We start from the raw sequence: 13,773 nt of genomic DNA, 5'->3' as shown, positions 1-13,773 counted from the left end.
ACGCTATTTCATTCTAATTATATTTTAAGCAACCTAAATCTATTTCAAGCAATCCATTCAATTAAAACATCTGTTTATTTAACTTTATTCCGCAGTGACTCAACTAAAAAAAGTCTACCGCCGTAACGATTGATTAAATAATAAAAAATCCTTTTCCCCTCCTAGCTAGAATAATATTTATGCACTTAAAAATCCGTATAAATGGTTATTAATCGGTTATACAAAATATAAATTCATAAGTAACTGGCTTAACCTAGGTTCTTTTTAAACCGTAACGACGCCACGATTAAGCCAATAATAGTGAAAATAGCCAGCCAAGTAACATCGTAAGTCATGTCGATAATTTCCACATCCCGCAGCACAACTCCGCGAATAAGGCGCATGAAATGAGTGGCAGGTAGCGCCTCGGCAATATATTGCGCCGCAATCGGCATTCCCTCGTAAGGGAACATAAATCCAGATAACAGAATAGACGGCAGCAATACAAAAATGGTCATTTGCATCGACTGCAACTGGCTTTTCGCAATCGTTGAGATCACCAATCCCAAGGTCAAACTGGCCATAATAAACAGCAATGTTGCCCCGGCTAACTGCAGCAAGCTGCCATTGATTGGCACATTGAACACGCTATAACCCAACCCCAGAATAATGGCTACCTGCACAATACCAATCAGCATATAAGGGATAATTTTACCCAACATTAACTCGATTGAACGGATGGGTGTGGTAATTAGCATCTCTAAGTTACCGCGCTCTCGCTCACGCACAATCGCAGCAGAGGTAAACATAATCATGGTCATTGTTAAGATTACGCCCACCAGCCCCGGTACAATATTCACTGCGGTGCGCTGCTCAGGGTTATAAAACAATGCCACCTCAAAGGTCGGCGTTATCCGATTTGCAGGCAGTCCGAGCAGCTCAGTTAATGGCATTGCCCGCAGTCCCTTAATAGCCGCGGCGATCATGGTATCTGAGCCATCAACAATCCATTGAGCGACTGGACGGCTGGTTTCCTCATCGCTGGATGCAGGTGTACCAAGGCCGACCGTTTTATGCCGTACTAAACGTTGACTAACATCTTTAGGGATCACCATTACCGCGCGCACTTCACCTCGCGCAATGGCCGCATGAGCCGACTCAACATCATAAAAATGCTCGGTAAATTCCACCACTTGGGTGGCGGTAACGGTTTGAATTAACACCCGACTTAAGGCTGTTTGGCTTTGATCGACGACCCCTACCGGAATATCACGAATGTTAGTGTTAATGGCAAAGCCAAATAGCATCAGCTGGATCAGCGGGATCATAATCACCATGCCAAAGGTCATTCGGTCTCGCTTAAGCTGGGTGAGTTCCTTGCTGACTATCGCCTGCAATCGGTAAAGTGTTTTCATTGTCGCCCCTTACCTGTACAAGTCACAAATACATCTTCAAGACTGGGTCGCACTAAAGTTAAAGCCGATTTATCTAGCCTCGTTTGCTGAGCGAGAAATCCCAGCGGATCATCACAACTGTCTTTGACTAATACTCGTAACCTTGAGCCAAGTTGCGCTGCGCTAATGACTTCTGGCAGCACAATGAGTTGCTGTTTGAGTTGGCGTAATTGGTTGGACTCAATCTCGACCACTTGTGCGCCCATGTTTTGCATCAGTTCATCGGGTGAACCATCGGCACGCTTTACTCCGGCCTCTAGAATCGCCAACTTATGGCAGCGCTCCGCTTCATCCATATAGTGAGTCGACACTAAAATAGTGGTGCCTTGTTCACACAGGTCGAAAAGCTTCTCCCAAAAATTACGTCTATTCTCAGGATCCACAGCCGAAGTAGGTTCGTCTAAAAACAATAATTCAGGTTTATGCATAGTCGCCGCCGCCAAGCCAAGACGTTGCTTTTGGCCTCCGCTCATGCTGCCTGCAAGCTGATCAGCCTTTTGATCTAAGCCGTACGTCTCCAGTAACTCAGCTATTCGCGATTGTTGTTCACTGCGAGATAAGCCATAAATTTTGGCGATAAACTTGAGGTTTTCTTTTACGGTAAGATCATCGTAAAGCGAAAATTTTTGCGTCATATAGCCGATTTTCAGGCGCAGCTTTTCAGCATCTCGCGGCAAGGTTAGCCCTAAGATCTCTATCTCACCCGATGTTGGCAACAATAAGCCTGTCAGCATACGAATCGCCGTAGTTTTACCGCAACCATTCGGCCCAAGAAAGCCATAAATTTGGCCTTTGCCGACTTCAAAATCGAGATTTTCAATCGCCTTTAGGCTACCAAAGTGGCGACATAAACCTTTAGTTTTGATAACCGACTGTTGATTGACTGATTGGCTCATGGCATTTCTACCTGAGCAGGAACACCACTTGGCAATTGGGCAGCGCTATCAGGCAATTGCACTTCGGCTAAGTACATCAAGCGAGCACGTTCTTCTTGATTAAGCGCGTAATATGGCGTGAAAGCCGGTTCATTAGAGATCCAGCGAACTTTGCCCTCGATAGGTTGCTCGACGCCATCAACATGCACCATCAAAGCATCACCCACGCTCACTTTGACTCGGTAAGGTTCAGGTACATACACTCGAGCAAATGGCGCTTTACCCGCTAATACCACAGCTAATGGGCTGCCTTGTGTTACACGCTCGCCTAAGTTCCAAGGTAAATTATCTAAAATGCCGTCACGGGTTGCGCGAATAGTTAGATCTGCGAGCTTTTTCTGTTCACCTGCAAGTACAGCCTCTGTAGCATCGAGGTTTGCCAGTGCAAAACGAATATCTTCTTCTCGCGAGCCAGCAACTAATTCGCGTAACTGCTCTTGGGCACTGTCTAAGTTGGCCACACCTGAGTCACGGTTAGCTAAGGCGCGGTCTAAATTAGCCTTACTCGCCAAATTATCTTTCGCCATGCTGGCGATACGGCGGTAGTTGGCCTCACTTTCTTGCAAGGTGGCTTTAGCGCCAGAAACTTTAGCTCTAGCGGCGGCAATCTCCTCTTCACGCGCGCCTTTTAATAGCTTTTCATAATTGGCTGTTGCCTGAGCCACATCGGCTAACGCTTTAGCCACATTGGCTTTTTGCAACGTATCGTCAAGCTGCACCAGCACAGTGCCTTGGGTAACTTGGCTTCCTTGCGCCACAGGTAGAGAAACCACCACTTCATTGCTGGTTGCGGTCAATGCAATTCGTTGCCTTTCAAGGCTACCCAACGCCATTGGTGTTGAGCCGCTATCGCATGCAGTTATAATAAGACTACAAAAGATAATGATTAATATGCGCACAATTACCATCCTTAGGAATCATCAAAAGCCGATGTTTATTTAAGCACAATAGAACTTTTTAAACACTAACCCATTGATCTATTCCCTAGTGAGCAAGGTTATTTTGAAAACTTTTGAAATTATTTGAATCCACTTTATTAACTGCTCAATTGCCATATTTTTATACTAATTCTATTTAAGCTTGATGACCCTCAACGCAAACAAGCATCCGATTATTTTGACAAGAAAAGGAGTTCCTATGTCAATTAAAGCCTACCCGCGTGCTCGACGCACTATATGCTCTTTATTCCTAATCAGCTTTCTCAGTGCTTGCAGTAGTGACGACAATGACAATGTAGAGATTGAACAACCCGTAACCCAACCAGTAACGACACCAAGTGAATCAGGCGTGTTTCTCGATAGTCCTGTAATCGGCATAGGTTATAAAACAGAAACGTTATCAGGGGTGACCGATGCCGAAGGGCGTTACAACTATGTGGATGGCGAAACTGTCACTTTCTTTATTGGCGATCTTGAATTCCCGGCAACAACAGCCTCTGGCGTAGTAACACCACTCGATATAGCCAGCACAGAGGATATTACTGACGATAAGGTCGTCAATATGGCTAGGTTACTGCAAACTTTAGATCAAGATGGCGACCCAAATAACGGTATTACAATCACCCAAACAGCCATTGACACTGCCGAACCGGTAGACTTCGGCCTCTCTACCACTGAATTTGCGGCCACTGATGCGGTAAAAAGTACTATCGCAAACGGCGGTCAAGATAACCAAACTTCAGAACTTATCAGTGAAGAGTCAGCCCTTGCTCATCTAGCAGAGCAACTCGATGAAAATGAGATCCAACTAGGTATTGTTGGTAGCTGGTCTATTACCAATAGTGAAACTGACCTGCTAAGTATCACCTTCTTTAACAACGGAACTTATGTGTTATTTGAAGTCGAAGATGCTAACTCATTAGGCGATGCAGGAATGGAATGGGGAACTTATGAACGTGATAGCGAAACGAATCGCGTTTACGCCATCCAAGACTTTGATGGCAATGGCGATATCGGTCTCAATGACTTTGACAAAACGGCTGGTAACCCACAACTTTTCGCTACGATTATCGAAGGTCAGCTAAATCTTAATGTTGATGAAGATGCCGATGGCACAATAGATGAAACGCTCATCTTTGCAGCATTAGCAACCACGGCAGAACTTGGACCTTGGCTAGTAAGAGATATTGATGGCGAGCCAGATGAAAACGACCTGCTTATGTTTGTATTTTATGAAGATGGAACATATGTCCACGCCGAAGTTGATTACAGTGACCAAGATGAAAAGTCGGGTATGGAATGGGGTAACTACAGTATTAGCTCGGATACTAATAAGGTCACAATAAAAATCATTTTTGATGCTAACGGTGATACAGGCTTAACCGATTTTACACTCGACCCCAGCCTAGGTTTATTTCTATCGGTTAGCGACGAGGTTTTAAGCTTAGGAGTTGATGAAAATGATGATAGCGAAATAGATGAAACCCTCTATTTCACTAGACCTTAAACAAGTTAGTTTAAATAAACCAACAAGGCGGTTTAGCCGCCTTGTTGTTTTACCGAGACTATTTCAACTCAAGTGCCTGACTAATTTCACTCCAAGGTACCCACTTAAAGTTTTGATTTTGATCTGGCATGCGATTACGGCCATCTTGCACCACCATCATGCCTTGTGCCCAACGACCACTGCCAACGGCTTTTGTGGTCACATCTAAACCATCTGTTTCTGCACTACCATCAAAACCTTTAGCAGCATTCACGCCTATACGAAAGCGACCAACATAGTCGTAAGGTGCTTGGCTTTGGTATAGCAAATAGCTGTCGTTACCTTGGCTAGACACAACTAAATAATCCTGGTCATCGGTTTGATATAAAGCAACGCCTTCAATATCTGCCACCAATGGTCCACCGGCTTGAATAATCATCTCACCGTTAATTTGCGGATGACTAGCAGAGGTATCGCCAGCAAGATCAAACAGCCAAATACCACGATTTTCTTCACCTAGAAATAACCGCTGTTGCTTGTCGTCGGCCACACACCCTTCTGGCTGGCTCGGCACTGTTAGACGACGAACTTCGGTTGCCGTTAATTGATTACCTTGCCAGCGTAGCGCCATTTGACTGACTTCTCCGGCCTTATTATTAACAAAAGCATATAGCTCATCAGCCTGTGGTTGATACAAACATAGGCCATAGATGTCAGTTAACGGCGTAGCTTGCTCAGCTAATTGAGTCAATTTTCCCTCAGCGTTTAGCTCAAACAAACTCAAGCTATTACGGTCTCTATTGCTTGCCACTGCAATATCTCTAAGCTTGCCACCTAAGTTAACACCTTGGCGAATATCAACATTATTCACCCGACCAACTCCCAAGGCTTGAACTTGTTCGCCTTGCATATTAAAACTGAGTAAGCCCCAACGCTTGTTGGTACCTAAAATTAGGCTTTTTTCTGGTGCCGTTGGATGAACCCAAATTGCCGGATCGTCCATGGTATCGCCCGCTCTATCTGCGATAGCGCTTTCAACCGCGGTCGGTATTTCTTTAATGATGTCTTTACTCGGCGACTCTGCTTGATGTGAGCCTTGCAGCTGCGTTTGATCAAACTGACCAAGGTAAAAACTGCCATCCTCATCGGAATACGCCTGCGTTTGATTACCTGCGATATACAGGCTCTCTAAGGCTAAACCTTGGGTAAAGGGGGAAGCTAGATCTTGCCCCTGCGCACTATAAAGCTGGCCTGACTCATCAAGCATCACTGGTTGATCTGCAACCATTGCCAGCCCAGTTAACTCGTTACCTGGTAAGCTTGTAACTAGCTCCGATTCATCTGGGCTATGAGGCGCTGCGGCATAGCGCCATAAACCTTGCCCTTGGTCGATGACATAAAGCTGTTCATCACTGTCTACACGGCACTTTAATGCGCCCATAACCACAGACATTGTGCGCACTAATTGTGGCTGCCATTGCTCATTGCTGGTTAATAACCATTGCTCAGCGCGGCCAGCTTCATCACCTATCCACGCATAGAGGTTGCCATCAGCAAGGCGCGGCTGTAAGCAAAGCCATTCAACTTGAAAGCTGCGCTTTGGTAGTAATGGCAATCGCTGCATATTATTGATATCCAGCTTTATTCCTTGAACTTGGTCGACCTGAGTGTCGTAAGTTAAGGCGATATTGTTGTGCACGGCTAAATATTCAAATTGCCCTGGCACTGCGGTTTTAAGCGTACCTTTATCTGTTAGTAATAGCCCTTGCTGCTCGCTGGCGTATAGCCAGTGGCCTTGCCATTTTGCCACTTCACTGCCACCAGCGGGACTAGGCTGCACAACGGCAGCAGTTTGGGCTTGAACGGTAATTAACGCCGAACTTAACAGGCTTAATCCTAGCGCCGAACTCGCGCAAATATGTTTAAAAGTCATTAGCAGGATCCTTAAAAGTTAATGTACTGGATACCCAGCTGGAAAGTACGCCCGTATTCTTCATACTGCGCGTTGTAACGGTTTTGGCCGGTATAGGCATAAAATGGCTCATCACTCAGATTGATTGCTTTAAAGTAGACGGTAAGATCTTCCGTGATAAAGCCCTTAGCAACAAAGTCATATTGAGTATGTGCATCTTGATAGATATCGAACGCGGCATCATCAAGCTCGGCAACTTCTAATAAATATTCTGATTTATAAGCTGCTGAAAAACGAAAGCTAACATAGGCATTTTCATAACCAAATGATGCATTGGCAGATACTTCTGACTGGCTAGGCAACGGAATATCGCGAGTTTGGGTGCCATCGTCCTGCCAGTTAATTTCAGCCGTTGAATCACTTAAGGTAAGGTTGGTGGTAAAAATCAGCCCACGCCAGCCCTCAGGCATAAAGCCAAACTCTTGCACATATGCCAGCTCCATACCGAGAATATTGGCATCGTCGCCATTGACGAAGGTTTCGGCCTTATCAAAATCTTGATATTTGCCGTAACCACCTAGGTCTGCTTCATAGATAAAGTTGCTAATATCTTTGTAGAAACCGCTGACTGAGACCACACCTAAACCGCCCATGTAGTGCTCAACACTCACGTCCCAGTTCATGGATTCCAGCGCTTTTAGATCTGGGTTACCAAACGCCGCTTCGAGTTCATCGTCGCTCTGCTCAATTAAATAACCCGGTGCAAGTTGACCAAATGTCGGCCTAACAATGGTGTTGTTCCACGATGCTCTAACGACGGTTTTATCACCCCATTTATAGTTAAGGTGTAAACCCGGTAACCAATGTTGATAATCCCTGTCGTAAGTGGTGGCAAAGAAATCATCTTGGCTTTCATCAAAGCCGGTGCCTTTAGAATACATGTCTGTGTGCTCAAAGCGCACACCAGCCAATATGCGTAAATTGTCGATATCAATGTGGCCCATTACATAAGCGGCGGCAATATCTTCATCAATATCAAAATCGTTAATTTGCGACTCAATATCATCAATGGCAGCATCACTGTCTAAGCTATTAACCAGAGCCCACACAGCATCAGCATTAATTGATGGCCCAAAGCGACCTAGATTGTAGTCAGGCTCATTGCCAGCAAATGCAGCCATGCTTAATTGCTCTTCGGTAAAGCCCAACTCATCAAAATCTTTGTAGATCCATACGTCTTCGCGGTTAGTTTTTTCACGGCTACTGTATTTCGCGCCAAACTTAACTTCTAACGGACGCTCAGCAAGTAGCATGGTTTTACTAGCATCAAATTTACCCGACATCATATTATCAACAGTGCTTGAATCAGCGATTTCTATCTTAGCGAGTTGATACTCATCAACGCTGTAAAAGGCATCGTCAGCTATAATTTTTGGCACTTGAGAGTCTTGATAACCTACTTCATCAAAGCCTGCTTCAAAGTCAGCTTTACCGATATACATTGGCTTGTCTGCCTTGGCGCGGCTCCAACTTGCTTGGTAATTTAAAATCCATTTATCAAAACGTGATTCACCACCAAACACTAAAGATGTTATTGACTGATCCTCCTCTCGAGACTTGAGAGAACGGGTCGCTTCTGCTGGACTTAGCTGATCAGCTAAGGCGGCTTCATCCCACTTTATTTGGTTAGAATTACGGGTTTCAGTATCAATAAAGCTGCTATATAAGGTGCGTAAATACAGATCATTATTGTCGTTGGGACGAAAATCGAAGTTGGCGCCAATACCCACCCGCTCACGGTTAATGTCGTAATCTCTTTGCTCAACTTCTTCTAAACGTGCTGGCTCATCAAAACTCCACTTGCCGCCCGTTTCTACATTGTCTGAGCCAAAGTCCCTGTCGTACCAACTTGCTGCAAGTGCCACACCGAATTTTTCTTGGTAAATGTCGCTAAAACTGGCGGCTAACTTAGGGTTGGAACTTTCGGTCATCGCATCATAACTGCCCTCAGCACTAACATTAACGTACCTTTCATCACGGTCAAATGCTGATAGGCTTTTCACTTCAATCGCGCCGCCAAGTGAGTCTGCATCCATATCTGGCGTTAAGGTTTTAGTCACCTCAACCGATTGCAACAAATCAGCAGGCACAACATCTAAGGCAACCGCACGGCGGTCACTATCTGGTGATGGTAAGCGCGTGCCGTTCATCGACACCGAGTTATAATCTGGCGCCATGCCACGCACACGCACAAAGCGGCCTTCACCTTGGTCGCGCTCAATCGACACACCCGGCACTCGCTGCAGCGCCTCACTAATATTGGTGTCAGGGAAGTTACCCAGCGCATCGGCACTTAGTACACTGACTAAGTTGTCAGCTGCGCGTTGTCGGTTTAACGATTTACTTAAAGCGCCGCGCTGGCCTATCACTTGAATATGTTCAACGCCATCGCCACTCAGCTCAATTGCGGTTTGCGTTAGGCTGATCTCACCGACTTGGATCTGCTCTTTATAGGTTTGGCCGCCAAGATATTGAGCCACTAAGGTGTAACGACCTTCTGGCACTTCCTGAAAGAAAAAGCGCCCGTCTCGATTAGATTCTTGCTTTAAGTTAAGCTCTTCGATGCTAATCATGGCTCCCTCTAACGGGATCTGGGTAGTAACATCTTTAATTGAGCCTTCCACTCTCCCTGCCCATGAGGTGTTAGGTATGCACAAGCTTGACGCAAAGAGCGCTAAGTAAAGCGGTGAAAGCGAGCCGAGCTGCTTCATGGTGTTGGTTCCTATTCTGCTAAAGGTGATTTGCAGGCAAAGCTAGAATAGGTAGATGACATTTACATGACGACAAAATCCAACAGTAATAAAATTCAATAACTTAGAGCGTAACTGCGCTACTTTTGAGCCAATTTACCTGCCCATTGGCAACGATTTGAGTGTTATTCCACCAATATAAAGCCAACCCGCTAAATAATATAACCCATTGTTTTAATGTAAATTAAAAGCAAATCACCAAATGCTGAATCAACAGCAATTGCAGTTTTATCTGCAATTATTCTCACGCTAGCCACAGATCCACTGAGCTAATTTGACTGTTTTTACATCATAAATCCGTCATCAAAAACAGGTAGCGTGTTCATTTTATTGCAACAATATTGATATCGACGCGCACAAAAACCGGCGCTAAGAGGACTTAATGGCTAACGGAAAAATCTATCGGGCAGCATGCGCTATCGCCATCACTTTTAGCCTTTTACTGAGTTTTAGTCTGATGCAGGCGCAGCTCAAACCCAGTAGCAACATAGATCTATTTGATATCGCCACAGAAGGTGCACTGCTAGTGCTAGGGCTGAGTTGGTTAACTATGGTGCTGCAAGCCAGACCTGACGGCAATGTTACTCGGCTACTCATCATTGGCTTACTCGGCTATAGCTTAGGCTGCTATATGGATTTACTGGATGAGTTTTTTATCAATAGCAGTTTACCGGTCTGGTTTAGCTGGCTAGAAAAACTGCCAACTCCAATAGGCTTACTCACGCTAACCCTAGGTTTATGGTTATGGCGCGAAGAACAAAAAACGGTCAATGAGCAGCTGCGCACCAGAGAGCAATTTTTCCGCCAGCATCAATTAGTTGATCGGGTAACCAAAATCTATGATGCCCGTGCCATTCGCCATCAATTAGACATACATATCAAACGCGATAAACAGCTTGGGCTAGTCATGTTGGATATGGATAATTTTAGCGATATTAACCGACAACAAGGCTTTAAAGAAGGCGATATCTTACTGACTAATATTGCTCAGCTCTTATCTAGCCAACTACGCTCGCAAGATTTGGTATGTCGCTATGCTGGCGACAGTTTTATCGTATTACTGCCCAATGCCTCCAACACTTTTACCCGCGCCATGGCCAACGAGCTCAAGCAGGCTATTAATCAACTAAACTGCCAAGCAAGTTGCGCCTCGGTGCATTATCACGCACATAACGCTCAACATGAGCCTGAAGCAAATGATTTAATTAGCCAGCTAAATAATGAGATGAAACAAATCAAACTGGCTCGGCCAATTGCAAAGGTCAGCTAAGCATGCAACGCATCGCTTATGCTCAAGATAAATGTATCGACAGTTCATTGTTGGTGGCCAGCTTGATCAGCTTGTTTGAGTATCGACAACTCAATATTCATCAACTGCTGATCGGTACCGGGATTTTTGAGCAAGACCTTCGCCGTTTAAACCACAAAATAAGCCCACTACAACTCTGCCAACTTATCGACAACGCACTCAGTTTATGGCCCGGTGACGATCTAGCATTTTTGTTAGGTCAACAGTGGCTACCAAGCCAAAGTGGCAACCTGACTAACGGCCTATTATGCAGCGCAAACTTCAGAGAGATGCAAAATCTGTGGCAACAATATCACTGGCAAACTCAACCTTGGTTGCAAGGTTGGCGCTGGCAAACAGAGCAACAGCAGCACTTAATATTACAACTGGACATTGCAACGGCTAAGCAGCAACAGTTCTTTATTGAGCTAACCCTTTCCAGCTTAGTGGCATCCTTTAAGCGCTTAGCCAATCAAGCTTGGCAAGGACACTTCTACTTACCCTACGCTAAGCCCAAACATATCGACCAGTATCATAAATACTTAGGCGACAAGCTTAGTTTTGCTCAGCCGTTATGCGTGATCAGCTACGATTTAGCCTTAAATAGCGTGCCATTTCAAATGGCAGATAAGCAGGGATTTAGGCTGGCAGAATTACAAGTACAGCAACAACAAAAGCAAACCGAATTTACCATAGGATTGCCAGCAATGATCCGCCGCCAGCTAACCAAAGAGCAGCATAACGCTTTGCCTGATGTTGCCCACAAACTAGGCTTAAGTCCAGCAACATTAAAGCGCCGTTTAAAACCTTTTAATGTCAGCTTTCAGCAGCTGCAAGACCAAGCGAATCTGTACAATGCCATCTACTTATTAGCAGTAACGGGTGAAACTAATTTGCAAGTTGCTCAGCAACTTAAATTTGCCGATAGCAATAACTTCAGGCGCTCTTTTAAACGCTGGACTGGACAATTACCTAGCCAATTTAGGTACTGGTTAAATCAAACATAAAAAATCGGCGACACATCTGCATGTGTCGCCGACTTTAAACTTTATACCGATTGATATTGGCTTAAAACTAGTTACTGCGCTCAGAAGTATAGATATTCCACATCATCGCAGTGCCAGACTCTTGCCATGTAGCCACTGCAACTAGGCGGTGTTCTCGACCTGACACAGCTTGAGGAATATGGTTTTGCTTATAATAAACTTCTTCTTTAATCGCATCGGCGGGAAAACCTTGCTCTACGGCAAGTTGAGTAATGTAGTCCACCCGGCGTTTGGCCAGCGCGTGGTTATAATCTTCACTGCCCTCTACGCTCGTATCACCCACTAAGTAGAGTGACGGCGACTGCTTTTGCGCTAAACGGCGGATAATACCGCGCCATTTATCAGCTTGCAGGGCATCTAAGGTATCTCTATCGAAACCAAACATAATCACTCTAAAGTCTTCTTTCACCGTTACATTTGGGCTTGGGCAACCATCATTATCAATGATTGCGCCTTTAGTCGTTGCGGCGCACTTATCACGGGCATTAATCACCCCGTCGATATCATTATCAAGCAGGTCGCGAGTTTGCGGTGCAACTGCAAATGGCTCAGCAGTTTCAGCGCAGCCTTGTAACAACAGCAAGCCAATAAGTATTGATTGAGTCAGCAAAGTGCGCATGTTATTTCTCCTCCGTCCAAGCTTCTGGGGTATCCACTCGGAATGACTCCATCAAATAACCTGTCGCGTTAATGAGACGGTAAGCAGCAATGTTGTAGTTATAATGGGCGGTGATGTAGTGCTTGCGCGCTAAAAATACTTCTACTTTGGCGTCTAACACATCAAGCAATGAGCGACGCCCAAGCTCAAACTGCTTGTTATAGCCTTGCTCAGCCTTAACCGCTTGGTCGACGTTTTCACGGTAGAAACCGCGTTGTTGACCGATAAACTCATAAGCATTCCAAGCTAAACGGGTGCCCTCTTCAACTTGCTTTTGAGTATTTTTACGAATAGCTAAAGATTGCTGATAGCGCCAAGAGGCCGCCTCTGTGCGATCGGTTGTTGAGCCACCGCTAAATAGGTCATAGCTCAGCATCAACATGGCGCGAGCATCTTCATCCGGCCCTTCAATGCCGCCTATGTTGTCGTTTTTATTCGCTTGCAGCTCTAACGATAAGGTTGGCCAAAAGTCGCTTTTTTCACGCTCGTGTTGAGCATTAGCAGCTTGAGTATCTAAAATCGCTGCATCAATTTCGGGGTGATTATCTAGTGCTAATCTAATCGCATCAGGCAGGCTAGTTGGTACATAATTAAAATCAGGCTGGGGATCATGTAAGTCTTTCGGCAGCTGACCGACTAAATCATAATAGCGCGCCTGCTTATCCATTTGATTGTTGCGTGCCGATAAATAGCCCGACTGACTAGTTGCTAGACGCGCTCGCACCTGCGCCACATCAGAATCACTGCTCAAGCCTTTATCTTTACGTGATTCAATATTTTTCAGCACTTCTTGGTGCTCTTTAATATTGCGCTCCGATAGCTCTACAATTTTATTAGCCATCGATAACTCAAGGTAAATTCGGCTGACCTCAAGGCTGAGATTTTCTGCATCGGACAATAAACCTAATCTTTCTGCTTCTTTTTCAAAATCTAGGCGATCTATTTCTGATGTCGTTCTAAAACCGTCGAAAATTAACTGCGAGACTCGCACGCCTATCTCGGTACGGTCTAATTCAGTATCGACACGTTGGCCACTGTTATAACGCACGTTCTCATAGCCAACACCGCCATACAGTTTAACTTGCGGCAGATAATCGCCCACGGCAGCCCGTTTATATCTTACAGCCGCTTCAAAACTGGCATATTTTTGCTGAATCGTAGGGTGATGATTAATCGCCTCAGCCACAGATTCTTCAAGCGTAAGAGCCTGACTTGGGGCTGACAATATTAGTATGGGTATAAGTAGCAGTCGTCGCATCGTATCCTT

At 45.1% G+C, this 13,773-nt stretch carries 10 protein-coding genes; 3 read left to right on the top strand and 7 right to left on the bottom strand.

The features are described 5' to 3' along the window. Positions 1 to 248 precede the first annotated feature (248 nt). The 3 genes from MSG37_RS08965 to MSG37_RS08955 are packed head-to-tail and all read right to left on the bottom strand — an operon-like array spanning position 249 to position 3,276. Positions 249 to 1,394: an ABC transporter permease gene (locus tag MSG37_RS08965; RefSeq protein ID WP_248470282.1), complete on the bottom strand. Its 1,146-nt coding sequence runs from the start codon at positions 1,392 to 1,394 to the stop codon at positions 249 to 251. Further along, the gene (locus MSG37_RS08960; protein WP_248470281.1) at positions 1,391 to 2,329 is read right to left on the bottom strand and encodes an ABC transporter ATP-binding protein; all 939 of its coding nucleotides are present in this window, start codon (positions 2,327 to 2,329) and stop codon (positions 1,391 to 1,393) included. The genes MSG37_RS08965 and MSG37_RS08960 overlap by 4 nt, the downstream gene beginning before the upstream one ends. After that, complete coding sequence (locus MSG37_RS08955; protein ID WP_248470279.1) at positions 2,326 to 3,276, bottom strand: HlyD family efflux transporter periplasmic adaptor subunit; 951 nt, start codon at positions 3,274 to 3,276, stop codon at positions 2,326 to 2,328. Before MSG37_RS08955 ends, MSG37_RS08960 begins: the two co-directional genes overlap by 4 nt. 229 nt (positions 3,277 to 3,505) lie before the next feature. Here MSG37_RS08955 and MSG37_RS08950 point away from each other — a divergent pair, with 229 nt between their 5' ends. After that, positions 3,506 to 4,813: a hypothetical protein gene (locus MSG37_RS08950; RefSeq protein ID WP_248470278.1), complete on the top strand. Its 1,308-nt coding sequence runs from the start codon at positions 3,506 to 3,508 to the stop codon at positions 4,811 to 4,813. Positions 4,814 to 4,871: 58 nt separating this feature from the next. On the opposite strand, the gene MSG37_RS08945 is transcribed toward MSG37_RS08950, so the two are convergent. Both MSG37_RS08945 and MSG37_RS08940 read right to left on the bottom strand, forming a co-directional pair. Further along, positions 4,872 to 6,725: a phytase gene (locus MSG37_RS08945; RefSeq protein WP_248470277.1), complete on the bottom strand. Its 1,854-nt coding sequence runs from the start codon at positions 6,723 to 6,725 to the stop codon at positions 4,872 to 4,874. Positions 6,726 to 6,736: 11 nt separating this feature from the next. After that, a complete protein-coding gene (locus MSG37_RS08940) occupies positions 6,737 to 9,475 on the bottom strand; it encodes a TonB-dependent receptor (protein WP_248470276.1) in 2,739 nt (912 codons plus the stop codon). Positions 9,476 to 9,896: 421 nt separating this feature from the next. Between MSG37_RS08940 and MSG37_RS08935 the strand changes: the two genes are divergently transcribed. Both MSG37_RS08935 and MSG37_RS08930 read left to right on the top strand, forming a co-directional pair. Then, positions 9,897 to 10,784 (top strand): diguanylate cyclase, encoded by an 888-nt coding sequence (locus tag MSG37_RS08935; RefSeq protein ID WP_248470275.1) that lies wholly within the window; start codon positions 9,897 to 9,899, stop codon positions 10,782 to 10,784. 2 nt (positions 10,785 to 10,786) lie between these two features. Beyond that, the gene (locus tag MSG37_RS08930; protein WP_248470274.1) at positions 10,787 to 11,809 is read left to right on the top strand and encodes an AraC family transcriptional regulator; all 1,023 of its coding nucleotides are present in this window, start codon (positions 10,787 to 10,789) and stop codon (positions 11,807 to 11,809) included. 67 nt (positions 11,810 to 11,876) lie between these two features. Here the strand turns inward: MSG37_RS08930 and MSG37_RS08925 are convergent, their stop codons facing one another. Next, complete coding sequence (locus MSG37_RS08925; protein ID WP_248470273.1) at positions 11,877 to 12,467, bottom strand: hypothetical protein; 591 nt, start codon at positions 12,465 to 12,467, stop codon at positions 11,877 to 11,879. A gap of 1 nt (position 12,468) precedes the next feature. Next, positions 12,469 to 13,764, bottom strand: coding sequence for a TolC family outer membrane protein (locus tag MSG37_RS08920; RefSeq protein WP_248470271.1), 1,296 nt, complete (start codon positions 13,762 to 13,764; stop codon positions 12,469 to 12,471). Between the last annotated feature and the right edge of the window lie 9 nt (positions 13,765 to 13,773).

The sequence above is a fragment of the Shewanella sp. 1CM18E genome, from assembly GCF_023161665.1.
Lineage (GTDB): Bacteria > Pseudomonadota > Gammaproteobacteria > Enterobacterales > Shewanellaceae > Shewanella.
The sequence above is the reverse complement of the archived record's forward strand: the minus strand, read 5'-3'. Positions and strand labels throughout refer to the sequence as shown.

Coding starts and splice junctions, on each gene's coding strand:
- MSG37_RS08965 (WP_248470282.1), bottom strand. CDS start 1,394: ATGAAAACACTTTACCGATTGCAGGCGATAGTCAGCAAGGAACTCACC.
- MSG37_RS08960 (WP_248470281.1), bottom strand. CDS start 2,329: ATGAGCCAATCAGTCAATCAACAGTCGGTTATCAAAACTAAAGGTTTA.
- MSG37_RS08955 (WP_248470279.1), bottom strand. CDS start 3,276: ATGGTAATTGTGCGCATATTAATCATTATCTTTTGTAGTCTTATTATA.
- MSG37_RS08950 (WP_248470278.1), top strand. CDS start 3,506: ATGTCAATTAAAGCCTACCCGCGTGCTCGACGCACTATATGCTCTTTA.
- MSG37_RS08945 (WP_248470277.1), bottom strand. CDS start 6,725: ATGACTTTTAAACATATTTGCGCGAGTTCGGCGCTAGGATTAAGCCTG.
- MSG37_RS08940 (WP_248470276.1), bottom strand. CDS start 9,475: ATGAAGCAGCTCGGCTCGCTTTCACCGCTTTACTTAGCGCTCTTTGCG.
- MSG37_RS08935 (WP_248470275.1), top strand. CDS start 9,897: ATGGCTAACGGAAAAATCTATCGGGCAGCATGCGCTATCGCCATCACT.
- MSG37_RS08930 (WP_248470274.1), top strand. CDS start 10,787: ATGCAACGCATCGCTTATGCTCAAGATAAATGTATCGACAGTTCATTG.
- MSG37_RS08925 (WP_248470273.1), bottom strand. CDS start 12,467: ATGCGCACTTTGCTGACTCAATCAATACTTATTGGCTTGCTGTTGTTA.
- MSG37_RS08920 (WP_248470271.1), bottom strand. CDS start 13,764: ATGCGACGACTGCTACTTATACCCATACTAATATTGTCAGCCCCAAGT.